The organism is Paenibacillus zanthoxyli JH29 (assembly GCF_000520715.1).
Taxonomy (GTDB): domain Bacteria; phylum Bacillota; class Bacilli; order Paenibacillales; family Paenibacillaceae; genus Paenibacillus_AQ; species Paenibacillus_AQ zanthoxyli.
The window spans coordinates 15,081-37,705 of record NZ_ASSD01000027.1 but is presented as its reverse complement, the minus strand read 5'-3'; the positions used below and the strand labels follow the sequence as shown (position 1 = coordinate 37,705).

Sequence of the window (22,625 nt, the reverse complement as noted above, 5' to 3'; positions counted from 1 at the left end):
CCCGCCAATCGGCGTTGCCATGACCGGCAGCCCGCTCGCAAGCGCCTCGGTGGTAATCAGGCCGAAGCCCTCCAGCGCTTGCGACGGAACGACGAACAGGTCAGCCGCCTGATAGTACGAAGCCAGCTCATGATCGGGGATATAGCCGAGCAGCCGGACCTTGCTAGCCAGCCCGTAATCGGCGATCCGCTCCTCCAGCTCCGCCCGCAAGGGGCCTTTGCCCCCGATTAGCAGAATCGAGTTCGGGAAGCGTTCAGATACCGTGCGCCACGCCTCCAGCAATTGAAGCAGTCCCATCCGGTTGACCAGTCTCCGGACCGTCAGCACCGTGGTCGCCCCCTCCGGCAGATTCAGCATGCGCCGAACGGCGAGCCGGTTGTTGGCCGGAATGAACCGGTCGATATTGGCCGCGCCAGGAATGATGACGATCTTGTCAAGCGGAACGCCATGCAGCGAATGCAGAATATCCCGAAAAGTCTCGCTGAGAACAATGAACTTATCCGCCAGCCGGTATGCTTTGCGCTCAATCGACTTGGCGATCGCGGTCTTGACCTGATGCTTGATGCCCTGCCCCTCGATTTTCATCTCCTCGTTCCAAGGCCCGTGAAAGGTCATCACGACCGGAATGCCGCGTTTCTTCGCCTCCAATGCGGGGCCGACTCCGTATGGAGCGAAATGGGAATACAGGATATCAATCCGTTCCTTCCCGGCGTTCATCAGCTCCGATGCCTTTCTCTGAAAGGCATCCTTCCGCCTCCAGATCGATTCTTTCGGGTCCCCGGCATTGTGGATAACGAGTTCCTCCGGCGTTTCCGGCTTCTCTTTGCTGCAGATCAGCGCGTGCACCCGGTTGCGGGAAGAAAGCTGCTCGCAGATGGATTTGTAATACGTGTTGAGTCCGCCGGGCTGCACCGTCGGCCAGCTTAGGCCGGTCGACATAATATTCAGTCCGTCACTATAGGACATTGCCTTCCTCTCCTTTCTCCCGCTTTTTCTCAGCCTGGCTGGCTCTCAGTGCCCGTAATGCCCGTAAGGTTTGAAGCCGACCATGAATTCGCACATGATCCGGGAAGTCTTGACTCGCCCCGATCTGCGCTGAAGACTCCCCGCCTCCATCATGGGCGATAGTCTCTTCGGCGAACGGTTGGCAGGGGTACATCACCCTGTCAAGCCGGATGATGTCATCCCGGAAAGTATTGACCGCTGGAATCGGGCCAGAGCCCGGGCCTACAAGCACGCCTGTCATTGAATCCATGCTGGTTTCCTCCTTTTTCTAACCGTTCGCATTCCGTCTCTTCATGCTCATATAGGAATTCATCGTCGTCTTCATCCACAGCAGACTTTCCGCCCTGCTGCTTAGCGGGGGGCAGCCCCCGGCCCGGCCGCAGCTTGGGGAGCTTCTGTCTTTCTCCCGTCCATTACCTCTCTGGCGCTAAGGCCGAGGCCGATCAGCATCCAAATCAGATAACCTTTAAGCCCGAGAAAACCGTTGTCTGATACAAGCCCGACCACCGCTCCAGTCCATGTTGCAAGGGCCAGCCTCGCATACATCTGAAGCCGGCCTGTACCCGTGACTTTGGCGATGATCTGCTTAGCTGCCATGCCAAGCGCACCGAAGAACAACAGACCGCCCGGAGCGCCGAAGGTGAGCATCAGGGCAATGAACCCGTTGTCCATAATGCCATACTCTCCCAGCTCGCCGCTGTTTCCAAGCTTCGTGCTCTGTCCGACGCTGCCGATCCCCTGACCAACGGGATTCGATTTGATCGCAGGAATCATGCTGCCCAGCAGATTCAACCGGTCATTATACGAGCGGTCCTCCTTGATGGAAGAGAGGGTCTCCAACCGGGCCGTCAGCCCTTCCGCTCCCGGAAGCTTCGGTACGATCCAGAATAAAGCAAGCGCTACGAACAGCACCTGGATCAGCGTCTTCCATTTTCCTTTGGACGACGAGGAGACGATGTACACCAGAAGCATGACCAGCAGGAGAAGCCATGCCGCCCGGACCAGCGTGGTCAGCAGACACACTACCACCAGCAGGACGCCGATCCAACCGAACGCGCCCCTCCATCTTTTCTCAAGAATCATCGGCACCAGAGCAAATACGAGAAAAGTGGCGGCAGGGCCCGGCGAATTTAGGGTGGAGAAGACTCTGACCTCCAGCGGATGCGGCGTGCCGATGGAATTCATTCCTGAGTTCGTCATCCAGAAGGCGTCCCACGCGGGTACCGTCAAATACTGGATAATCCCGTATCCGGCAACCAGAACCGCCATATTGGCATAGCCGCCGAGCAGCTTGTCAATATCACGGGCCGTAAACGGCGTCACCGCAAAGTATGGCAGCAGCAGCAGCGGAACAAGATAATTCGTCAGATCATAGAACGAACCCATCCCGTTCTTCGCAAGTCCAATCAAGGTCGCATAGCCGAGCGGGACCGCGAACAGCAGCAGCAGTCTCATAAAGGGACGGCGGATGGCATGAACTTTGCGCATAACCGGGATGGCCACCGCCCCGCCCGCAAGCAGAGGCGCCAGACTGAGCAGAGATACGGAATGGTAGACCCCTTCACTCCAATCGGCTATGCGGCGAAGTTCAGGAGCGATGGCCCAGACGAGCAGTGTGTAGATAACGAGCAGCCGCGGCTTCAACAGCGCAAGCAGAAGGGCCGGGAACAGCAGAGCCGATACCATGGCAAGCTGCAGGCCGCTCGATGAGCTGAGCTTCGCGCTGACATAACCGATCATCAGCGGCAGAACCGCACAGACTGCGGTAAAGATTCCCGCTGTTGCCAGAGCGCGAAGGTTTCCCGCCTGGATAAGACCGGAACTGCCTTGATGACGGCTGATCATCGTTTCCCACACCTCCATTCCTTAGGGATAAGCCTTTATTCAAGGCTCTGTCCATTCGCTTTATCCCGTTTGCGCATCTCCTTGAGCAGAAGGAGCAGAAACTGGGCGTCGTCCACCAAATACCGCTTCCACAGCCTTCCCGGTTCCTGGCTTAGACGCCAGAACCATTCCAGTCCGCTTTTTTGCATGAAATCAGGGGCACGCTTGACCGATCCGGACAGAAAATCGAACGTTGCTCCGACGCCAATCGAGATTGGCGCCCGGTAGGTTAGATAATGGCGGTAGATCCATTTCTCCTGCTTGGGAGCCCCTACGCCGACGAATACGATATCCGGCCGGGTTTCATTCAGCATTCCGATAATCCGCTCGTTCTCTTCCTTGTTATTCTCGAAGCCGTAGGAAGGAGAATAACAACCGACAATGTTAATATCCGGATACGCCGCCTTGAGGTTCTTCGTAGCCCGCTCCGGCACGCCCTCCGCAGAGCCGAGAAAGAACAGCCGGTATTTCCGCTGCTGGAACGCATGTCCCAATCTGCTGAAGAGGTCGGCGCCGGACACCTTCTGCTTGAGCGGCTTGCCCAGCATCTTGGAAGCCCATATGAGGGGCATTCCGTCCGCGACCACAGCGCCCGCTTCAGAGTATACCGTCCGGAATTCCTTGTCCTTGCGAAGCTTGATCACATGATCCACATTGCAGGTCAGAATATAGGAATGATTCCTTTCCCGGATCGTAGTATCGATATACTCCAGCAGGTCCATGAAATCATAATTGTTAAAGTTGACATCGAACATGTTCACTTGATTCATCGTATCACTTCTTTTTGTGGGGAATCGGTTGGCTGCGAAGCCCGGTACAGGCAGTTCAGGTACCAACAGAACGGAATAATAAATTGGACCGTCGACAGCGTATTATCAGAAAACGAATAGATCAAAAATGCTGCTATAAAGAGCAGGTAATAAGGCTTAACCGGCGGTGCCAAAGCTCTGTAAACCAGAATAAACACAGCCAACAAGGACAGCAGCAGCAGGATTGAGCCGATATACCCCCCGTCGAAGTAAAACCGGATATATTCGTTGTGGGGAACGACAAAGCCTTTATACAGTGTGCCGTCGTTGGCTACTGTAACGGCGCCAAGACCTCTTCCCGCCAATGGAGAACCCGACGCTTTTTCCAAAAAGTAAGCCCATGCCTCCGAACGTCCCGACAGGTCGATTCCATCGCTCGTCTGTCTTTCAAATGAACGTTTCTTGATATTGTCCCACTGCGTGAACGCCGCGCCAGAAATCACGATCACCGAGCACAGCAGCGGAATCAGATACCGGGTCTTGCCTTTCAAATAGCGCCGGAAAATGTCGTAGAAGTAGTACAGCGCCACAGGAAGCAGCGCGAGAAGCGGCCCCCGGGTTCCCGTACCGATCAAGGTCACGAAATTCACGGCCAGGATACTGTAATAGAAACGCTCATGGCCCGGATTCCGTCTGAGTTCGATGAATGGAATGACCGTTCCCAGAAAGGCAAGCATCGCAAGATGCGATGGAATATTCGCCCCTTGAATCCGTACCGCTCCTGTAAACTCCACATTGAGCATGGGATGGAGATGGGCCGCCTGCAGCAGCGCTCCAACCAGCAGGCTTACGACCGGCAGAAGGCAGATCATGTAGATATGCCGCTGCGCCACTTCTTTTTTCCAGTTGATCAAGAGAAACATAAACGGAAGCGAAAGTCCGATGAACGCCTTGACCGCAATAGACGACGTCATCTGGGGCAGCCAGATGGAGAAGGTGAACGTTAAGAACACCATCACCGCCAGAGCCCACAGCGGATAGCTGAGCTTGAAGCGCAGTCCGTTAACCAGAATGCAGGGCACAAGCAAAGCCAGCATTGCCAGCTTGTAGAGCGACAATATTTCCATTCCGAACAAGCTTCCATCGTACAAAAAATTGATCGATATCGCTGTCGTCAGCAGCACGAAATAACTGATGTAATCCGGTCTGGACAGGGATACGACGAGCAGAAGGAGCAATCCGACAGCGGCAACCGCGACAGCCGGCTCGTATATCACTGCCGTGCCTAGAAACAGCGCCGACAGAAGAAACAGCATTCCATACGGCAGAGCATACAATTTGGAAGCCCGGTGGCCGCTTATCATCATTCATTCACCCCGTCGCCGATTCCCGATTTCGATTCCGCAGCATGTGAAGCGTTCCGCGAACGCTCTCCAGCCTGCATTTGTTCAGCAGCTTTCTTCCTTCGTTCCCGGATATCGCGGCCAGTACGGAGTCGGCGGCAATATACAGAACTTTGGCCGCTGTCTTGCCCCAAAGGGACAGGCTGCCCAGTTGGCCGCTGCTTCCGAGGGCATTGGACAACCCTTGACTGTAGTACCGCTTCATGATCCATTCCTCGGTCAATCGGCTTGCCGAGATGAAGTGGTCCACAGCCATCTGCGGATGATAAAGAACGGATTGCCCTTCTTTCCGAATCTTTCCGAACAGCCAGGTCTCCTCGCCGGACAACAGCGATTCCCCCTTGCGTCCAAGCTCCAGCGGAAACAGGCTGACGTTAAAGACCTCGCGCCTCATCGCCATGTTGGCGCCGCAGGGGTGGAATTTGCCAGGGTACTCTTTGATCCGGTTGCCCAAATCCATAATGGTGTAAGGGAACTCGAACGGCTTAATCAGCCAGTTCGGTCTGCCGCTTTCAAAAATAGGAGCAACCTTGCCGCCCATAGCCATCACGCGCGGTCTGCTTTCCAAGGTGTTTACAATCGTCGATATCCATGTGCGGGCAGGCAGCGCATCGTCGTCGAGAAAGGCAATGAGCGGCGATTTGGCTGCCAGAATACCCGCATTGCGGGCGGCCGACAGTCCCTGAACCGGCTCCAGCAGATACTTCATATGGATCATACTTGCGTATTGATCCACGAACCGTCTCACGACGGCTGCCGTATCATCAGTCGACCGGTTATCGACCACAATGACCTCTGCCTCATCCAGCATATCGAGCCCGAGCAGGGAATCCAGCGTTTTGGATAACAGCCCGGCCCGATTATAAGTGCAAATGATGATTGACAGCCGGGGTACGTTTCCGTGCTCAAACATGGGCATTCACCTAATTTCTTAATTAATAAGCATTTTTCGATCCCAGAAGCATGAGTCCCGTCTTTAGGATAATCTTCAAGTCGAGCGCCGTGCTCCGCATGCGGATATACGTGAGATCCAGTTGGACCATTTCCTCGAAGCCGACACTGTTGCGCGCGTGAACCTGCCAGTAGCCTGTGCAGCCGGGCGTTACGGTCAGCCGCTGCTTGTCGTACTCCGAATACTGCGCCACTTCATCGGGAAGAGGCGGCCGGGGACCGACAAGACTCATGTTGCCAACCAGCACATTCCAGAGTTGGGGAAGCTCGTCAATGCTTGTCTTGCGCAGGAACTTCCCTATCTTTGTTATGCGGGGATCATTCTTCATCTTGAACATCGCCCCGCTGACCTCGTTGTAAGCCATGAGATTCTTCTTCAGTTCCTCGGCATTCGAGATCATGGACCTGAACTTGTACATCTCAAACGGCTTCTCGTCCTTGCCGACACGGGTCTGGCGGAAGAACACTTTCCCTTTCGGGTCATCCAATTTGATCAGTACGGCGATTACGGCAAACAGGGGCAGCAGCAGGAATAGGCACAGAGCGGAAAAAAGAATGTCGATTACCCGCTTCACTACCAGGTAGGAACTGGCTTCCCGCGCTTCTTCGGCATGCAGCACGTAAACATTAGACAGAATCGGCTCAGCGTCATCCGGCATTTTTGGCATGCTCATTTCCCTCTCAATCCTCCTTGTAATGATCAGCCCGTAATATATAAGTCCCTGCGCTTCAGCCTGTTAACTGGTGGCTTGTTCCGCCTTGCTGAGCCATGCCGCCATAGCATCCATGAGAGGGTAGCGCAAGTCCTTGTTCTCCAAAGCGAACTCCAGCGTTGTCAAAATATAACCGAGCCGTTCTCCGACGTCGTATCTCGTTCCATCGAAATTGTAGGCGTAGACCCGCTCGCTTTGGTTCAGCTTCTGGATCGCGTCGGTCAGCTGGATTTCGCCTCCGGCGCCTTTTTCCTGCAGATCGAGATATTTAAAGATCTTCGGCGTAAACACGTAGCGGCCCATAATCGCCAGATTGGAAGGGGCGGTGCCGAGCGGCGGCTTCTCGACAAAGTTGTGGACGCGGTACAGACGGCCGTCCTGGAAATCCGGCTCGATAATGCCGTACCGGTTGGTGAATTCATCGGGAATTTCCTGCACGCCGATAACCGAGTTCTGCGTTTCCTCATACTGGTCGATCAGTTGTTTGAGGCATGGCGTCTGTCCGGCAACAATATCGTCGCCGAGCATTACGCCGAATGGCTCGTCGCCGATGAACCGTCTGGCGCACCAGACCGCATGTCCCAGTCCTTTGGGTTCTTTTTGCCGGATATAGTGAATTTCAACCTTGGATGAACGCTGTACCTCCTGAAGGAGTTCGAGCTTACCATCCTCAAGCAGCCGCGATTCCAGCTCGAAGGCGTTGTCGAAATGATCTTCAATCGCCCGCTTTCCTTTACCGGTTACGATAATAATATCCTCGATGCCGGAAGCGATCGCTTCCTCCACAATGTACTGAATAGTAGGCTTGTTGATGATAGGAAGCATTTCCTTCGGCATCGCCTTAGTTGCAGGAAGAAAACGGGTACCCAGTCCGGCTGCGGGAATAATTACCTTTTTCACTTTTTTCATCATCCGTGCCTCCTAAAAGTCATTTTTGTTGGCTTGCGTCCAGCTCATTATTACTTGAATTGGTTTATGGTAATGCCGAGAATAGCGGTCCCGGATTGTTCCATCAGCGTCTTGACCTTGCCGATCAACTCCCGCTTCGATTTGCCGTAACGGGCAATGATGATAACGCCGTCCGTGAGCGGCGCAAGCACCCGGGCATCGCTGTACTCCACCGCAGGGGGCGTGTCCAGCAGAACAAGATCATGGGTTCCTTTCAATTCCTCCAGCAGCTCCGCCATCTTGGCGTTGCCCAACAGATCAGGCGGACTAATGGATGAGACTCCTGCCGTCACGATCGTAAGATTGGCCAGGTTGCCGTACACGCCGATCTTGCCGGTCTCCTTCTGGCCGCTCAGACAGTCAGCCAGCCCGTCGCTATTCTCCACTCCGAACACCGTATGAAGGCCGGGGCTCCGTAAGTTGCAATCCACCACGGCGACCTTTTTTCCTTCCTGCACAAAGGATACGGCGAGATTAGCAAGAACGGTCGTCTTTCCCTCCCCCGCACCCCCGGACGTGAAGAGCAGCGATTTGCCTCCACCCTGCAGCAGCCCGAGCTGACGGATGTAGGTGCGAAGCGAGCGGAATGATTCAGACACATGCGACTGTGGATTTCGTTCGGCAATGAGGCTGTTACTTAACCGCAGCATACGCTCCCTCCCCTACTCTTGCTTTGTTGTCTCCATCCTTGCCGAGGTCGCGTTTGCGGATGACCGGAATTGTTCCGATGACCGGAAGACCAAACTCGTGCATCGCTTCCTTCTCGGAGCGAAGGGAGCCGTTCACCGTCTCCAGCAGCAGGATAATTCCCAGAGCCGCCATCACCGATACGACAAAGCTGATAATCAGATTCATCGTAAACCCTGCGTTTATCGGCCCCGGAACATCTTTCGGGTCCGCACGAGTGAGGAAGTTGACGTTGTTCATATTCATCAGCTCCGGCAGGGTGCGAATAAAAGTCTGCGATACGGCATTGGCGATGCCGGCTGCCTTCGCGTAGCTTGTATCCTCCACACTGAGATTGATGATCTGGCTTCCCTCTGAAGATTTGATGGCTACCTTGGAGCTGAGCGCGTCTCCTGTAAGCCCGAATTCCGGATGCGCGGCGGCGACACGGTCCATAATGGCCGGCGATTTAATGATTTCCTTGTAACTTCCGATCAAATTAAGACTGAAATTCAGATTGTTCAGGTTATTGCCTTCCGGCAGGTCAGCGGCGTTGTTCACCAGCAGCTGTGCAGATGCGGAATAGACGGGCACCACGTAATTCTTGCTGACATAATAGGTGGTGCTGCAGGAGATCAACACGAACAGCACGATGAGCCATAACCTTTTTTTGATCAGATTCAGGTAATCCAAAATCGTCTTTTCCACAGCGAGCCTCCTTCCGTTGGATTTTGAAAGACTTCTGAAAATTTCAGGTAACTTACTTTAATTCTAACAATCCACATTTTTCGGGGCATGGTCCCTGCCATTACTTTCGTTTTCACTTTTGAATAAAGAAAATTTCCACTTTAGGCCAATTCATAGTATACTTTAGTACCATAAGGCATAAGCTGTGTTGACACATCGCTGGCGAAATTTGCCGAAAAAGAAAAAAAGCACGGACAAGATGTCCATGCTTGTAAATATGAAATTTTATTCGCCTGCCGATTATTCGACAGACATCTCGTATTTAGTTAAGCCAACCGCGTTCGCGTAAAGCGCGGCCTGGGTGCGGTCCGCAACCTGAAGCTTGGCCAAAATTTGACTGACATGCTTCTTGACCGTGAACTCGCTGATGAAGAGCCGGGAAGCAATTTCCCGGTTGCAGGCGCCCTGCCCCAGCTCGATCAGCACTTCCCGTTCCTTGGGCGTCAATTCATCCGTCGGACCCTTGCCGCTCATTCTCATCTTGTCTTCCATCAGGCCGGGATCGTAATACTTCCTGCCCTTATAGACCAGTTGAATGGCAAACAGCAGCTCCTCAGGGAGCGCTTCTTTCAGTACATAGCCGTCGACCAGCACTTCCTCCGCCTTCAGGAAATCTTCCCGGCTTGCCGAGGATGTCAGCAGGATGAACTTGCTTTCGATTCCGCGTCTGCGCGCGGCCTTGATCACATCAATCCCCGACTCGTCGGCAAGCTTCAAATCGATCAGCACCAAATCAGGCCGCACCTCTTCAAAGACGCGCAGAGCCTCTTCACCGTTCGTTGCTTCGCCCGCAAATTTCAAATTAGGCTGCATAGAAATAACAGCTGCCAGCCCTCTTCTAACGAGGGGGTGATCATCCACAATTACGATTTCCATAATGCAAAGACCTCCTATCATCCTTTATGCGTTCATTAATTCAACCACGCCTACCGGAATTGAAATCAGAATCTGGGTACCTGCATTTTCGTTGCTGGATAACTGGAAATCACCGCCAAGGGAACTCGCCAAATGCTGCATGTTCTTCATTCCGAGGCCGCCTGTCCCCTCCTCCGAACGGGTCCACAGCAGATCGGTATCGAAGCCGACCCCATCGTCGCGAATAGCCAGTCCGATCCATCTTGGCTTCAAGGTCAGCTCAACCTCAATATTGCCGGCGCCGCCGTGGCGAATGGCATTGCCGGTCGCTTCGGATATAATCCGGAAAAGCGCTTTATGATAGGGGTAGGGCAGGCTGAAGTCGTCGCCCTTCACTTTGAAATCAATCTCGACATCATTCAGCCTCGACAAGCTTTTGAGATGCGATCTTACCATACCGAGCCAGGTCGGACCGCCGCTTTTCTTGGAGCTCAAACTGTAAATGGTAATCCTCAGTTCCTTGGCGGCCTTGGTCGCCGAATCATGGATCAGCTCAATCTGCTCCTCCAGCTGGGAGGGCGTCATTTTTCGGCAGGCCTGCTTGAGAGAATGCGCTGCATAGACAATGCCGAACAGGCTCTGCGAGACGCTGTCATGCATTTCGTCGGCAATCCGGTTCTGCTCATTGGTCACAATGAGACGGTTCTCGGTGACGCTCAGCTCATGGCGTTCCAGCGTAATCGCGCTGAGCTCCGCCAGAAACATCAGCTGCTGGATGTACCATCTCCGGCCCTCCAGTCCCTCATGCGCTTCAAGCTTTACCCCGATGACGCCGACAAACCGGGTGCTCATCCGAACCGGCATCAGCAGCATGTCCCCGAATCCGGGAATGCTCCTGAATATCGGTTCCTTCTGACGCCGCCATTCAGGCTCATATTTCTTGAGCTCCCCGAATAGAGTTCCTTCCTCCTCGGGCAGCCAACCGGTCTGGCGGCTTACAAGCGCCGGCCCCCCGCTGTTTCCCGCGAACCAGAACAGCGCTTTGTTCAGCTTCGTCAGCTTGAGGGCATAGTCGGTAATCACTTGTCCGATGTTCATAAAATCATGCTCGCTTGAGGTTTCCACGATTTGATACAGCGATTTGATATGCTCTAGCATTTCGTCCGTGCGCGCCTCGGCTTCCTCCCGCTGCCGCTTAAGCTTCGAAAGCAGCTGCAAAAAGATTGCCGTGAGCGCAAGGGCCAGGAACAGATTTCCGTTCTCCAGCAGAACAGAGGCAAAGGTGTCATCCGCTGATTTATAAAAAAAATAGCAAAATCCAAGGAAGATGGCAAAATAGCCGGCGAGCAGGCTCCAGCAAAAATAAAAGGACAAGGAACCCGCTGCAATCAAAATAGGATTAAGCGAATACAGCTTGAATGGGCTGTTGTATCCGCCTGTACCAATGGCCAGCAGAAGAATCAGCAGCATCTCAATACTAACCAACGCCATAACGGCACGCGGCCTGTGCCGGAAACTCCGATAAGAGGCCGTAAACACATGAGCCAGCAAGCCCAGCGCCAGAATAATCAAAATTTTATAAACGAGGGCAGGACCCGTGCGCGTTACCAAGAACATCAGCGAAGTAAGGAATAGTGATAAGTACCTGAAAAATGTAATCATACGATCTTCCGCAGACAACCTGATATTCATCCCACCACCCAATTCTCCAAATTTGTGGAAAATGCGAGTTTTTACCTGCCTTTAAACCGCTGTGTTAAATGCATCATACAAAAGAAAGATGACAATAACAAGTTACCTTTCTACCTGATAACGGTTTCATAGTTAAAAATTAAGGATATTTTTTTTATTTTCGCCTGTTTTATTCAATCAAAAATGGGGTATAAGGGGATAATTTGGTAATTAACATTGAGTTTTATGTCAGCTAAAATACCACAAGTATTTCCAACAGCACAAGGAGTTCTAACCGGATAAGGAGAGACGGCTGACGGCGTCCTTTTACCGAACGGTACCGTTCAAGCATCCGAGCTCACACATTGCCGCGGCTTTCCTGCGGAGAGACTCCCATGTATTTCTTGATCAGCCCACGCCGCAGCAATCCAGAAGCATCCCTTCCAGCGAGCGCCTGAGCCGCTCTGTCGGCGTCCCGGGGGTTGCCCCCCTCCATCCACTCCATCACTTCCTCAAATCTCGCCGCGAGGGTTTTGCGTCTCCTCCGACCGAAAGACGGTTCCTTCCGCCAAAAGTCCCGTCTCTCTCCATTCCTTTATCCAGCTGCCTTGGGCCCAAGGCTGGGTCTGTGTAGCGACAGGGGCGCCGGCGGCCCTCTGTACCTCTAGCACCAGATATAGTCCTAGCAGACTTTCCTGAACAAGCGGGACTCACGGTTTCACGGCAGGCAGTTTGACTCTTGCTTCCGTCCCCTTTCCCTTGGTGCTCTGAAACTCGATCGTGCCTTTCATCGCTTCAATGAGCCGGAAGGTTACCATCAATCCGAGTCCGGTGCCTTTCGTTTTATTGGAATAATAAGGCTCCCCCAACCGGGCGATCTCGCTGGCCGTCATGCCTTCCCCCGTATCCCGAACGCTAATGATCACGTAAGCGCCGGATTTCTGGGCAGTAATGGTCACCAGCCCGTTGTCCTGGAGGGCTTCAATGCCGTTCTTGATAATATTGATCAGCGCCTGCTTGAACTTGGAAGAATTGAACTTGACGTACAGACCGGTTTCCGTATGAATCTCGATTCGGCTCCCCTGAAGTTGGGCCAGAGGCAGCAGAATGCCCGCGACATGCCTCAGTTCTTCCCCGACATCCAGACATTCCACCTTATCCATCGCCGGCTTGGCAAATGTGAGGAAATCATTGATAATATGCGAGGCCCGGTCCAGCTCCGAAATCGCCAATTGCAAGTATTCCCTTTCCTTGCTGCCCTGAGCTCCGCCGATAATTTGCAGAAAGCCTCTCGTAACCTGGAGCGGATTGCGTACCTCATGCGCCACCGATGCGGCCAGCTCGCTAATAATTTCCATTTTCTCAGAACGCTGAAGATCGTTGTTGAACTTCTCCAGTTCTTTGGAATATTCCACCACTTGTTCGTGATTCCTGGCGAATCTGCGCCCTACGATGACAATCAGGGAAACAAGAAAACCGACGATGCCCCATTTCCACCAGTACAGCTGGTACTTCTCGCCGGACATATAGTACAGGGACAGCTCGCTGAGCGACGCTAGCGCAAACAAGGCAAATCCGGTGGTGAAAATAATGGCCTCCACATTGCCGCGAAGGGAGTACCGGATCGCAAGTCCCAGCAGGAGCAGGAACTGAATAATCATAAGAATTCCCACGACATCAACTGTAAAAATTCTATACAGAACGTCTAGGCGGTAAGACAAGGCAATATTGAGTACGCTAAGTCCTACGCAGAACAGCGAATATCCTATTTGGAGCTTCCTCAGCCGGGCGACGGCTTTGAACAGGCCCGAACCAAATAACTTCTCGAAAAAGTAGGTGAATGCTGGAAGCAGTGTGAACAGCGCCGCATCGAACAGCAGCTCCAACCACCTGGATTTATTCTCCATTACAATTTCAAGATAAGGAGAATAGTAGATCATCAGCACCCCGGACGACAGCATGATCAGCATGAGCAGAATTCCGTTGACAAACAGCTCTCTTTTCAAAAATACCGAGCACACGCCCAGGACGACGGCCATAAAAATGAGCGACCCGCCGATCATGAGATCCAGCAGATTTTCCTTCAAGTAAACATTTAGCAGCTTGGCGTAGCTGCCAACCTTGATCTCTCCTTCCAAGCCAAGGCGGCTGCCGGTCCCTCCGCTGTAGATGTACAACTCTTTGCCTACTTGCGGCGCTGTTAGCGGAATCAGAAGCTTGCCTCCTCCTCGGCTTCCTCTACCGTTCGAATCGTATACCAGCGTATCGTCCACATAAGCTCTGATGTCACTTCCATAAACTTTATTTAACAGCGCGGCCGAATTGCTCCCGAGCGGAGGCAAAGAAGTACGGAACCATACCCCGGTCATAACTCCCGAAACCTCAGGCAGATCGTCCGAAGGCGACACGTCAATCCACCCTGATTCCGTGCGGGGAGGATACACTCCTTCTCCTATTGCTGCGTTCACCCATTTCAGCTGCCACCCCTGGAGTTCTCTGCCCTCTTGTTTCCCCCGCTCCATCGCAATTCCAACCTCAATCATGGAAGCCAACAGCAGTATGACAAACACTACAGCCGCTATTTTGTATAGTGGCAATTTCATTGTGGCACCTCAATATCTGAAATAGGTATATCGTACGCTATCATTTTCGACATTTTTCGATTTGTTCCTTTATGCTGCTCAAAAATACAACGGCGCGATTCCGCTTCAGGGATTCGTTTGGCTTTAGAAGGGTATAAAATTAATATAGGCCCTTTTAGACGTCATTCGACCCATCCAAGAGGAGATGAGTACTATGGCCAATTTCAATAAGACGGAAGCCGATTTTACGTATGAACGCTATGTCAAAATGGGCGGCGTCTCTCTGGAACAGGACATTCCGGCAGGCGACATCCGGCTTGTGGGTACAGAAACTGCGCAAAGCATGAGCGAAGAGGCCTCTGGCAGCGTTCGTGTTCCAATCGAATCTCCCTTTACCAGCCACGATCCGGTCGGCGCCGCTTCCACTGCCGAAGGAATCGTATATTCCGATTTCAATGAAGCATTGGCCCGTGATCCGAGGCTGGCTGCGGATATCGGGTTGAACGCTTCCGATCCGGGGCAGGACGATCCACCCGGCAGGAAGGACCGCATCCTTGGAGGACCTCCTTCAAACCGGGATGAGCTGCTGCACTCCGATGCTTCCCTGGCCGCCGGCGCCGCCGGGCTGATTCAAGGCGTTAGCGATTACGCCAATGACGAATGGACTTCGGAGGACGAAATCGATCCGCTGGAGGATATTCCTGACGCCGACGATATTCAGGCTGGCAGTCCGGTCGATCCGGCATCCCCTTCACTTGATGCTATGCCAGGCACAGATGTGCTGAACGGCTCAACGGGCGAAGATGAATAAAGAAAATGAAAGCGCCGCCAGGCGACCTCCGTCTGGCGGCACCTTAACTTCGCTACGGCCCGCTCTCCTCATAAGGAAGAAGGAGTCTCCCCCGCCCTTGCGGCGCCAACACGGGCTTCAAGCCGGCGTCTCTTCACAAGCAGCGCGGCAGTTAACAGGATCAGCCCGTTAATTACGAACACCACTGGAATGGGAAGAAAGGCTCCAAGCATGCCGCCAAGGATAGGTCCCGCCATGGTCGCCAGTTGGGAAACCGATTGGTTGAGACCGAAAGCGCGTCCCCGAAAGCTCGGCTCCGTTACCTGTACGACCATAGCATTAATGGAAGGAAGAACCCCGGCGTAGAATAGTCCATAGACAAACCGGAGCAGCGCGAACTGGATATAACCGGAAACCAAGAACTGCAGGATATTGCCGATTCCGCCGCCCAGAAGCCCGATAAACAGGATGAAGTCGTAGCCTTTACGTCCGCCTATTTTTCCCCACCTTGGAGCCATCAGCACGGTAGCTATGCCTACCGATGAAAAGACGATCCCCGAAGTAAGCGACGCACTATTCTTCGCAATCCCCATATCCAGCATGTAAATGGGAATAAGCGGCTCCAGAATCATCACGGAAAAGCTGCTGATTCCCGTCAGCGCCATTAGAGCAACGAAAGCTCGGTTACTCCTAGCCTCCCTGATATCATCGCGTACCCGTGATCTCACAGCCGACCGGTCATAGACCTGCTCTTTCACAAAAAAGGTAGCAATTACCGCTGACACCAGCACAATCGCCGCTGAGAACAGAAAGGCGCTGCGGTTCCCGTAATAATAGCTGATCACACCGCCGATGAGCGGACCGATGATGCTTCCGGCAGCACCCGAGGTGGACATCACGCCAAGCGCATACCCGGTCTTCTCCTCCGGCGTATTCGTCGCCACCAATGCGATCGACGCCGGCACGAACCCGGCCAGAAGTCCTTGAAGGACCCGGACAACAAGAAATACATATGGATCATAGACAAAATAATTCATCAAATAGAGTGCGGCCAGGCTGAAGCCGGAACGAATGAGCATCGGCTTGCGTCCATATTTGTCTGACAGGGACCCCCAGAAAGGAGAAATCAGCGCGCTGGCCAGAAACGAGATGCCGAATGCGATGCCTGACCATATCTCCAGATGGCTGTCCACCCCCAGATCATCGCTCAGAAAAATGGACATGAACGGAATCGAGAGCGAATACGAGGTGCTGCAAAAAAACACGCCTATCCAAAGTACGGCCAGATTACGCTTCCATGAAAAATTCCCCACGCAGTACATTCCTTTCAATAATCTACGAAGCATCCTAATTATTGTAAACCTCTTTGCGGCTTGTGCCAATCCCGTTGTTCCGAGCGAATTTTGCAAAGCGGTTTGGCCCGGGTTATGATGGCATATGACGAACGGATATTAATGAAGAAAAGGAGAGACGATAAGTGAAACTTGTACGCAACCATTCTTTCACCGTATGGGCGATTCTCGGCCTTCTGATGCTGGCCTTGGCTTCCGGCTGCGGAAGTAAGCCGGGCAGCGCATCCCAGGCCGCGGGGTCGGGGTCGCAGGCAAGCCACCCTCTGGTGACCATCGAAATGGAGGACGGCGGCATCATCAAGGCCGAGCTGTATCCCGAGGTTGCGCCGAATACGGTGAACAATTTTATTTCATTAATTCAAAAAGGGTTCTATAACGGTACGATATTTCACCGTGTTATTCCCGGGTTCATGATTCAGGGAGGGGACCCTGAAGGGACAGGCATGGGAGGGCCCGGATACAGCATCTCCGGAGAATTCTCCGAGAACGGCTTCTCTAACTCGCTCCTGCACACAAGAGGCGTTCTGTCGATGGCCCGGGCCAATGATCCCGATTCGGCGGGATCGCAATTTTTCATCATGACGGACGCCGCGCCGAGTTTGGACGGAATATATGCGGCCTTCGGTAAAGTCACCGAAGGGCTTGAAGTCGTCGACGCGATCGCCAATCTTCCGCGAGACGCCAACGACCGCCCCGCAAATCCGCCGGTAATCAAGAAAGCATCGGTGGACACCTTGGGTGTCACCTATCCTGAGCCAAGTAAAGTTCAGTAACGGCTGCATAATCCGGAATCCTTACGGGAGAACAAATATTATGGAATTAAAAAGGCCCAATGGCCTTTACCTAGAGGACAGTAAAGAGTCAAAGGGCCTTTTTCCCACAAACTGATATTATTGGAAGTATGTATGCTTGGCTTTCCATTGTTCCAGCTTGATGAACACCCAGAACCCGTAAATTCCCAACGTAATCACGCTCAACAAAAACCATTTGATCCAATGAGCGAACAGGCTGACAGCCGTTCCGTCAAAACGCAGACGTCGTCCCTCCACGACGGTATGCTCTACTCTCCAGCGGTACAATATGACTACGGCCCAAGGATAGCAGATGCCCAGAGTACAGACCGTTACAAGCCATCCAACCAGGCACCATCCGATATATTCAAGCAACCCGCCGTCAAAATAGGACTCGCTCTTTCCAAATTGGACCTTCACATCCATATTTATAGCTGACATTTTCTCCCTCCCTTCGATCTCTTTTTCAAAAATATAGACCCATTATCCTATATATAAAAAGTAATTTCCAGGATATTTCTCACCCTTCGGATTATATGACCTGTGAAAAAGACAGCGCAAAAAAGCCCGGCCCGCTTGCAAAGAGCGGTTACGCCGGGCTTGAAAGTGATGTTTAATGCTGTCTTCTGCTCAGATTATGGTGGCCGTCGCGAAGAAAGGTGCTGCGGCTGTTCTTCAGCAGAGCGATCCGTTCCTCCGCCAGATGGTCGGCGGCCGTGTGGGTCGGAATGCCCTTCACACGTGAAATTTCAAGCACCCGGGTGATGCTGTCGTAAATCTTCGCTACCTGCTTCAGCGCCCGCTCCTTGTTATAGCCGTTCAACTCGTCGGCAATATTGATCACGCCGCCCGCGTTGATTACATAATCGGGCGCGTACACAATGCCCTTCTCATGCACCGCATCGCCGTGGCGGGGCTCCTTCAACTGATTGTTGGCCGCGCCCGCAATCACCTTGGCCTTGATCTGCGGCAGCGTCTGGTCGTTAATCGTTGCACCAAGCGCGCATGGCGCGTAAATATCGCAGGCCACGCCGACGATATCAGTCGGATCGACCGCTTTGGCGCCGTAAGCATCCACAGCTCGCTTAACCGCCTCTTTATTAATGTCGGTGACGATAAGTCGGGCGCCTTCCTCCTGGAGATACCCGCATAACGCAAAGGCGACATGGCCGACGCCCTGAACGGCAATCGTCTTGCCTGCCAGCGAATCCGTACCGAACGCCTCTTTTGCCGCCGCCTTCATGCCCCGGTATACGCCGAAAGCCGTAACCGGCGAAGGATTCCCCGAAGAGCCGTAGGATTTGGAAATCCCCGTGACATAGTCGGTCTCCTGATGGATGATGTCCATATCATCTTCGGTTGTCCCAACATCCTCGGCTGTGATATAGCGGCCGTTCAGCCCTTGTATGTATCTGCCGAAGGCGCGGAACATCGCTTCGTTCTTGTCTTTTTTCGGATCGCCGATGATTACGGTCTTGCCTCCGCCCAGATTGAGTCCGGACACGGCGTTCTTATAGGTCATGCCTTTTGCCAGACGAAGCGCATCGACGATAGCCTCCTCCTCGGAAGCATACGTCCACATGCGGGTGCCGCCCAGGGCAGGCCCAAGCGTGGTGTCGTGAATCGCAATGATCGCCTTCAGGCCGGATGCCTTGTCCTGGCAAAACAGCAATTGCTCGTAATCGTCCCGTTCCAGTGCCGAAAATAACTCCATGTTCTCCATTTCTCCTGTCCGTTGTATGGTAATTCTAAAATCTTAATGTCAATTCGCTTATTCACTCCCAGTATTGATCGGGACGGTATTCAATTTCCGACTGGGCGGTTACGGCCAGACAACCGGAAGCTTCATCGTATTCAACCGGGTTATCGCCGACGTAATACCAATGCTTGACAACAGGCCCGCCCTCCGGCTCCTCGAACCGGAACACATTCAGCTCCGCCTTGAGCGCCAAGACCTCGCTTCCCTTGTCCCCCGGAACGCCGCAAATGGTAAGCCGGATCAGCCCGCCATCCCGGCCGAAGGTATAGGTTAATCCATCCGTGCTGCTCAGCAGCGTACGCCCGCTCACGGCATGCTTGACCAATACTCTTTCCCTCTGTTTCATCTGTAAAGACCTCCTCCTTAGGGCTGCGCAGTTTATGGAAGATCAATCAGCATCACAAAGGCGGGCTCGGACGCCGCAAGCTGAACCGCGCTCTCTTCTTCAATCCGCGCCGAATCCCCTGAACTTAGCTTACTGCCGCCGACCTCAACACTTCCTTCAATAATATATATGAAAATACGTCGCCCCGGCTTCTGATCGAACCGAATGTCCTGCCCGCCGCGCAGCTGCCCCAGATAAATCGTCATATCCTGCCCAATATCGACGATTTCGTCAGACCCTTTGGCGGAAACTACCGGCAGCAGGGCTCCTTCAAGCTTCTCCGGCAAGTATTTTCCCGCCTTGTACGAAGGTTGTAAGCCGCGAACCTCCGGCATGAACCAGAGCTGAAGCAGCCGCACCGGCTCATCCTTCGATGGATTATGCTCGGTATGGATGACTCCGGTGCCGGCCGACATCCGCTGGATGCCCCCAAAAGAGCTTTCCGCGACATTTCCCAGATTATCTTCATGACGAAGCCTGCCCGAGAGGATGATCGAGACAATCTCCATGTCGCTGTGCGGATGGGCCCCAAAACCTCTTCCCGGAGCGATGATGTCGTCGTTGAATACACGCATGGGACCAAATGCCGTATTGTCCGGATCATAATAATCACCGAACGAGAAAAGATGGCTTCCCTCCAGCCAACCGTGGTCAAAGCGGTGAGCCGATTCGGCCGTATACACCTTTATCATGGCTTCTCCTCCTGGTATAAGCTTATCGTCGGTTAACGTTTCCGAAGCGGCTTGCTGCCGCCTCTACCCAAGATTGTAGCAGAAGTCGGCGCTTCTCTCCAAGCTCGAAAGAACAGGCGCATGGACGCGGCGACCCCCCGCCGGGTTCGGCGGGGGTTCGTATTAACCGATGCCTTCAGGAAGAAAGGCTCGGGGATTGTTAATGATACTTCATGATATTAAGCTTGGCCCTTGAAGCCGTTGTAAGAAACGACATCCTCAAGCGGCAGGCGCGAGGTCTGGCGGCCCGGTACAGCGGCATGGCCTACGGCAATCAGCATGACAGTCGCATAACGCTCTGGAATCTGGAACATCTCGCGGAATTTATCGGGATTATAGCCGCCCATCGCAACCGTGTCATAGCCTTTCGCCTTGGCGGCGAGCATCAGCTGCATGGACACCAGACCACCGTCCACCAGCGCGATCTCCTTCTGCTTCTCCCGGCTCAAGTTGGAGTATGTGTTGTGGCTGTGCTCCACCATCATATCCCGCACTTCCGGCGTCGCATAGCCTGCTTCTACCGCCGAGTCCCAAATCTTATTCACGTTACGGTAGGCCTCCAGGTCGCCGAGTACGGCAATAATGGCGGACGATTCCACAACCTGCTGCTGGTTGTGCGCAATTGGCAGCAGCTGTTCCTTAAGCGCCTGATCCGTAATGACGATAAAACGCCAAGGCTGAAGATTGGAAGAAGAAGGCGCCAGAATCGCTTCATTTAACAGGTCATTGATTTCTTCGTTGGACATTTTCCGGGAAGAATCATACTTTCTCACCGAATGGCGTTCGCGCAGGACTTGGCTGAAAGCCGGATTAGCATTAACTTGTGTCTCCATAGCAGGTTAACCTCCCAAAAAATATTCCCGCCGGCCGGGCCGCGCGGCGGATGTTCCTATCCTCGTTTCTTTCTGTGTGTATAACAGCACAGTTAAAACCAAAAAAGATTCACCTTCCAGTAACTCGCCGCCGATATAACTGTTGTTTAATAAGCACAGTATAAAACAATAAAAAGCGATATGTCAATATCCCGCTTTTCGAACGACGTCCGCAACCGTATATTTCTTCAGCACCTCGGTGACACTGCGGTCGACCTCTTCCAGAATGCCGCAGAATGCCGTCTTCATCTGCGTGCCAAAATCATTCACGCACATCGTGCCGCTGACCGCTTGATGCCGGGCTTCCCCTACCTCCAGTGCGCTGTACACCTCGGCCAGCGTCAGCTGATCGGGCGCCTTGTTCAGCATATATCCGCCGTCCCGCCCTTCGCGGGTAACCAGGATGGATTCCTTCGCCAGCTTGGCGAGAATGCGGCGCAGCAGTGTCGGCTCAGATGACATCAGCTTGGCAATCTCGCAGCTTGGACAGGTTCCTCCGTCCTTGGCAATCACCACAAGCGCCTGAAGGGCCAGGCCGAACGATTTGTACTGCAGGGTGCCTATATTGCGTTTTGCCATGAAAATCGCCTCCTGACTTTAAGTCTTCTTAATTGTAACAATGGACAAACCATCAGGCAATGGATTTTCGCAGCACCTGCATAAGCCTCCGCAGCAAAAAGGGAATCCCGCGCCAGTTACGGCCCTCGGAATTCCCCGTTAATCAGCCCCGCAAAGCGGCGCTTGGCAGCTACAACTCAGTTGTTAAAATTTACAGCTTGGCCATCGTCTCGGTAAGCACCGGCACGATTTGCGACTTGCGGGAAACGACGCCTTTGAGCAGAGCCTTGTTGTCGTCCAGCTTCACATTATAAGCCTGCTCAACTGCTCCTGCCGCGGTGCCCAGAGCGACGCCGACGGAATCGCTGTTCAGGATGTCCGTTACGACGAACAGGAACAGATCGAGACCCTTCTCGTCGATAATGCTTTGCAGGGCAGTCTCAAGCTCGGCCTGGCGGGACAGCACGTCATTCGTATCCACCGCGTTGACCTGGGCGATGATCACTTTTTTGCCGCCCATGCTGAATTCCTTCGCGTCCAGATTAAGCAGCGTGTCGATGCTCTTGTCGCTGAGGTCCGCTCCGGCTTTCAGCATGCTCAGGCCATAGCTGTCCGCGTCCACACCGGCGATTTCCGCCAGCTCCTTGGCTGCAGCCACGTCCTCTTCCGTGCAGGTTGGGGATTTGAACAGCAGGGAGTCGGACACGATAGCGGACAGCATAAGTCCCGCAACAGGCTTCGAAATCTCCACTCCGTTCTCCTTGTAGAGCTTCTTCAAGATCGTTGCGGTACAGCCTACCGGCTCGGCGCGGTAATACAGCGGATGCGCCGTCTCAAAGTTGGCGATCCGGTGATGGTCGATAACTTCAACAACGCGCACCTGGTCGATGTCGCTCGCGCTTTGCTGGCGCTCGTTGTGGTCGACGAGAATTACCTGCTTCGCTTCGCCCGCTACATTCTCCACAAGACGCGGAGCTTCCACGCCGAAATGGTCCAGCGCATATTGCGTTTCGGAGCCGACTGCTCCAAGGCGGACAGCTTCAACGTCCCAGCCCAGCTCTTTTTTGAGCGCGGCATAGGCGATGGCGGAACAAATCGTATCGGTGTCGGGGTTTTTGTGCCCAAAGATCAATGTTTTTTCCATTTCTAAGCTCCTAACTTAGGTTTTTGTTCAATATAATATACCATACATTGATAGGAAGCCGCTAGAAGC

25 protein-coding genes are annotated in these 22,625 nt (G+C 53.4%); 2 read left to right on the top strand and 23 right to left on the bottom strand.

Annotated elements, in window-relative coordinates:
- From L691_RS0101330 to L691_RS0101265, 15 genes are all read right to left on the bottom strand, one after another.
- On the bottom strand, positions 1 to 966 hold a 966-nt coding region (locus L691_RS0101330; protein WP_025688296.1), incomplete at its 3' end, for a glycosyltransferase family 4 protein.
- Complete coding sequence (locus L691_RS0101325; RefSeq protein ID WP_025688294.1) at positions 956 to 1,255, bottom strand: hypothetical protein; 300 nt, start codon at positions 1,253 to 1,255, stop codon at positions 956 to 958. The genes L691_RS0101330 and L691_RS0101325, both read right to left, overlap by 11 nt.
- Positions 1,256 to 1,356: 101 nt before the next feature.
- Positions 1,357 to 2,850, bottom strand: a complete 1,494-nt coding sequence (locus L691_RS0101320; RefSeq protein ID WP_025688293.1) for an O-antigen ligase family protein — start codon at positions 2,848 to 2,850, stop codon at positions 1,357 to 1,359.
- Positions 2,851 to 2,885: 35 nt separating this feature from the next.
- Complete coding sequence (locus tag L691_RS0101315) at positions 2,886 to 3,659, bottom strand: WecB/TagA/CpsF family glycosyltransferase (RefSeq protein ID WP_025688290.1); 774 nt, start codon at positions 3,657 to 3,659, stop codon at positions 2,886 to 2,888.
- A complete protein-coding gene (locus L691_RS0101310; protein ID WP_232229064.1) occupies positions 3,656 to 5,005 on the bottom strand; it encodes an O-antigen ligase family protein in 1,350 nt (449 codons plus the stop codon). Before L691_RS0101310 ends, L691_RS0101315 begins: the two co-directional genes overlap by 4 nt.
- Positions 5,006 to 5,009: 4 nt before the next feature.
- Complete coding sequence (locus L691_RS0101305) at positions 5,010 to 5,954, bottom strand: glycosyltransferase (protein WP_025688288.1); 945 nt, start codon at positions 5,952 to 5,954, stop codon at positions 5,010 to 5,012.
- A gap of 22 nt (positions 5,955 to 5,976) precedes the next feature.
- On the bottom strand, positions 5,977 to 6,666 hold the full coding sequence (locus tag L691_RS0101300; protein ID WP_025688286.1) for a sugar transferase: 690 nt from the start codon (positions 6,664 to 6,666) through the stop codon (positions 5,977 to 5,979).
- Positions 6,667 to 6,729: 63 nt separating this feature from the next.
- Positions 6,730 to 7,617 (bottom strand): UTP--glucose-1-phosphate uridylyltransferase GalU, encoded by an 888-nt coding sequence (gene galU / locus L691_RS0101295; protein ID WP_084653763.1) that lies wholly within the window; start codon positions 7,615 to 7,617, stop codon positions 6,730 to 6,732.
- 47 nt (positions 7,618 to 7,664) lie between these two features.
- Positions 7,665 to 8,303, bottom strand: coding sequence for a CpsD/CapB family tyrosine-protein kinase (locus L691_RS0101290; RefSeq protein ID WP_025688282.1), 639 nt, complete (start codon positions 8,301 to 8,303; stop codon positions 7,665 to 7,667).
- Positions 8,287 to 9,027 carry a YveK family protein gene (locus L691_RS0101285; protein ID WP_025688281.1) on the bottom strand — a complete coding sequence of 247 codons (741 nt, stop codon included), beginning with the start codon at positions 9,025 to 9,027 and terminating at the stop codon, positions 8,287 to 8,289. Before L691_RS0101285 ends, L691_RS0101290 begins: the two co-directional genes overlap by 17 nt.
- A gap of 279 nt (positions 9,028 to 9,306) precedes the next feature.
- Positions 9,307 to 9,942: a response regulator gene (locus tag L691_RS0101280; protein WP_025688279.1), complete on the bottom strand. Its 636-nt coding sequence runs from the start codon at positions 9,940 to 9,942 to the stop codon at positions 9,307 to 9,309.
- 24 nt (positions 9,943 to 9,966) lie between these two features.
- The gene (locus tag L691_RS0101275; protein ID WP_025688277.1) at positions 9,967 to 11,613 is read right to left on the bottom strand and encodes a sensor histidine kinase; all 1,647 of its coding nucleotides are present in this window, start codon (positions 11,611 to 11,613) and stop codon (positions 9,967 to 9,969) included.
- Positions 11,614 to 11,950: 337 nt separating this feature from the next.
- Positions 11,951 to 12,100 (bottom strand): hypothetical protein, encoded by a 150-nt coding sequence (locus tag L691_RS31710; RefSeq protein WP_156934122.1) that lies wholly within the window; start codon positions 12,098 to 12,100, stop codon positions 11,951 to 11,953.
- A 4-nt stretch (positions 12,101 to 12,104) separates the two neighbouring features.
- Positions 12,105 to 12,263: a hypothetical protein gene (locus L691_RS31705; RefSeq protein ID WP_156934121.1), complete on the bottom strand. Its 159-nt coding sequence runs from the start codon at positions 12,261 to 12,263 to the stop codon at positions 12,105 to 12,107.
- Between the two features lie 39 nt (positions 12,264 to 12,302).
- The gene (locus tag L691_RS0101265; RefSeq protein ID WP_025688275.1) at positions 12,303 to 14,195 is read right to left on the bottom strand and encodes a sensor histidine kinase; all 1,893 of its coding nucleotides are present in this window, start codon (positions 14,193 to 14,195) and stop codon (positions 12,303 to 12,305) included.
- A 193-nt stretch (positions 14,196 to 14,388) separates the two neighbouring features.
- Between L691_RS0101265 and L691_RS0101260 the strand changes: the two genes are divergently transcribed.
- Positions 14,389 to 14,985, top strand: a complete 597-nt coding sequence (locus L691_RS0101260; protein WP_025688273.1) for a hypothetical protein — start codon at positions 14,389 to 14,391, stop codon at positions 14,983 to 14,985.
- A gap of 68 nt (positions 14,986 to 15,053) precedes the next feature.
- On the opposite strand, the gene L691_RS0101255 is transcribed toward L691_RS0101260, so the two are convergent.
- Complete coding sequence (locus L691_RS0101255) at positions 15,054 to 16,277, bottom strand: MFS transporter (RefSeq protein WP_408634725.1); 1,224 nt, start codon at positions 16,275 to 16,277, stop codon at positions 15,054 to 15,056.
- Positions 16,278 to 16,495: 218 nt separating this feature from the next.
- On the opposite strand from L691_RS0101255, the gene L691_RS27480 reads away from it, so the two are divergent.
- Entirely contained in the window at positions 16,496 to 17,089 is a 594-nt protein-coding gene (locus tag L691_RS27480) for a peptidylprolyl isomerase (RefSeq protein WP_051459271.1), read from the top strand.
- A gap of 117 nt (positions 17,090 to 17,206) precedes the next feature.
- On the opposite strand, the gene L691_RS0101245 is transcribed toward L691_RS27480, so the two are convergent.
- The 7 genes from L691_RS0101245 to L691_RS0101215 form a co-directional block, all read right to left on the bottom strand.
- Positions 17,207 to 17,548 carry a YjgN family protein gene (locus tag L691_RS0101245; protein WP_025688271.1) on the bottom strand — a complete coding sequence of 114 codons (342 nt, stop codon included), beginning with the start codon at positions 17,546 to 17,548 and terminating at the stop codon, positions 17,207 to 17,209.
- Positions 17,549 to 17,720: 172 nt separating this feature from the next.
- Positions 17,721 to 18,821, bottom strand: coding sequence for a Glu/Leu/Phe/Val family dehydrogenase (locus L691_RS0101240; RefSeq protein WP_025688270.1), 1,101 nt, complete (start codon positions 18,819 to 18,821; stop codon positions 17,721 to 17,723).
- A gap of 61 nt (positions 18,822 to 18,882) precedes the next feature.
- Positions 18,883 to 19,212 carry a hypothetical protein gene (locus L691_RS0101235; RefSeq protein WP_025688269.1) on the bottom strand — a complete coding sequence of 110 codons (330 nt, stop codon included), beginning with the start codon at positions 19,210 to 19,212 and terminating at the stop codon, positions 18,883 to 18,885.
- Positions 19,213 to 19,244: 32 nt separating this feature from the next.
- Positions 19,245 to 19,943 carry a pirin family protein gene (locus tag L691_RS0101230; RefSeq protein ID WP_025688268.1) on the bottom strand — a complete coding sequence of 233 codons (699 nt, stop codon included), beginning with the start codon at positions 19,941 to 19,943 and terminating at the stop codon, positions 19,245 to 19,247.
- A gap of 218 nt (positions 19,944 to 20,161) precedes the next feature.
- Positions 20,162 to 20,815 (bottom strand): nitroreductase family protein, encoded by a 654-nt coding sequence (locus L691_RS0101225; RefSeq protein WP_025688267.1) that lies wholly within the window; start codon positions 20,813 to 20,815, stop codon positions 20,162 to 20,164.
- A 183-nt stretch (positions 20,816 to 20,998) separates the two neighbouring features.
- Positions 20,999 to 21,433, bottom strand: coding sequence for an RrF2 family transcriptional regulator (locus tag L691_RS0101220; RefSeq protein WP_025688266.1), 435 nt, complete (start codon positions 21,431 to 21,433; stop codon positions 20,999 to 21,001).
- Between the two features lie 190 nt (positions 21,434 to 21,623).
- Positions 21,624 to 22,556 carry a manganese-dependent inorganic pyrophosphatase gene (locus tag L691_RS0101215; RefSeq protein ID WP_025688265.1) on the bottom strand — a complete coding sequence of 311 codons (933 nt, stop codon included), beginning with the start codon at positions 22,554 to 22,556 and terminating at the stop codon, positions 21,624 to 21,626.
- Between the last annotated feature and the right edge of the window lie 69 nt (positions 22,557 to 22,625).

What these genes read in the sequence shown, in the direction of transcription:
- L691_RS0101275 (WP_025688277.1), bottom strand. Translation starts at nt 11,613, where the DNA reads ATGAATATCAGGTTGTCTGCGGAAGATCGTATGATTACATTTTTCAGG.
- L691_RS0101310 (WP_232229064.1), bottom strand. Translation starts at nt 5,005, where the DNA reads ATGATGATAAGCGGCCACCGGGCTTCCAAATTGTATGCTCTGCCGTAT.
- galU (WP_084653763.1), bottom strand. Translation starts at nt 7,617, where the DNA reads ATGATGAAAAAAGTGAAAAAGGTAATTATTCCCGCAGCCGGACTGGGT.
- L691_RS0101290 (WP_025688282.1), bottom strand. Translation starts at nt 8,303, where the DNA reads ATGCTGCGGTTAAGTAACAGCCTCATTGCCGAACGAAATCCACAGTCG.
- L691_RS27480 (WP_051459271.1), top strand. Translation starts at nt 16,496, where the DNA reads ATGCTGGCCTTGGCTTCCGGCTGCGGAAGTAAGCCGGGCAGCGCATCC.
- L691_RS0101260 (WP_025688273.1), top strand. Translation starts at nt 14,389, where the DNA reads ATGGCCAATTTCAATAAGACGGAAGCCGATTTTACGTATGAACGCTAT.
- L691_RS0101265 (WP_025688275.1), bottom strand. Translation starts at nt 14,195, where the DNA reads ATGAAATTGCCACTATACAAAATAGCGGCTGTAGTGTTTGTCATACTG.
- L691_RS0101245 (WP_025688271.1), bottom strand. Translation starts at nt 17,548, where the DNA reads ATGTCAGCTATAAATATGGATGTGAAGGTCCAATTTGGAAAGAGCGAG.
- L691_RS0101225 (WP_025688267.1), bottom strand. Translation starts at nt 20,815, where the DNA reads ATGGAGACACAAGTTAATGCTAATCCGGCTTTCAGCCAAGTCCTGCGC.
- L691_RS0101305 (WP_025688288.1), bottom strand. Translation starts at nt 5,954, where the DNA reads ATGTTTGAGCACGGAAACGTACCCCGGCTGTCAATCATCATTTGCACT.
- L691_RS0101235 (WP_025688269.1), bottom strand. Translation starts at nt 19,212, where the DNA reads ATGAAACAGAGGGAAAGAGTATTGGTCAAGCATGCCGTGAGCGGGCGT.
- L691_RS0101325 (WP_025688294.1), bottom strand. Translation starts at nt 1,255, where the DNA reads ATGGATTCAATGACAGGCGTGCTTGTAGGCCCGGGCTCTGGCCCGATT.
- L691_RS0101280 (WP_025688279.1), bottom strand. Translation starts at nt 9,942, where the DNA reads ATGGAAATCGTAATTGTGGATGATCACCCCCTCGTTAGAAGAGGGCTG.
- L691_RS0101300 (WP_025688286.1), bottom strand. Translation starts at nt 6,666, where the DNA reads ATGAGCATGCCAAAAATGCCGGATGACGCTGAGCCGATTCTGTCTAAT.
- L691_RS0101240 (WP_025688270.1), bottom strand. Translation starts at nt 18,821, where the DNA reads ATGGAGTTATTTTCGGCACTGGAACGGGACGATTACGAGCAATTGCTG.
- L691_RS0101230 (WP_025688268.1), bottom strand. Translation starts at nt 19,943, where the DNA reads ATGATAAAGGTGTATACGGCCGAATCGGCTCACCGCTTTGACCACGGT.
- L691_RS0101315 (WP_025688290.1), bottom strand. Translation starts at nt 3,659, where the DNA reads ATGAATCAAGTGAACATGTTCGATGTCAACTTTAACAATTATGATTTC.
- L691_RS0101215 (WP_025688265.1), bottom strand. Translation starts at nt 22,556, where the DNA reads ATGGAAAAAACATTGATCTTTGGGCACAAAAACCCCGACACCGATACG.
- L691_RS0101220 (WP_025688266.1), bottom strand. Translation starts at nt 21,433, where the DNA reads ATGGCAAAACGCAATATAGGCACCCTGCAGTACAAATCGTTCGGCCTG.
- L691_RS0101320 (WP_025688293.1), bottom strand. Translation starts at nt 2,850, where the DNA reads ATGATCAGCCGTCATCAAGGCAGTTCCGGTCTTATCCAGGCGGGAAAC.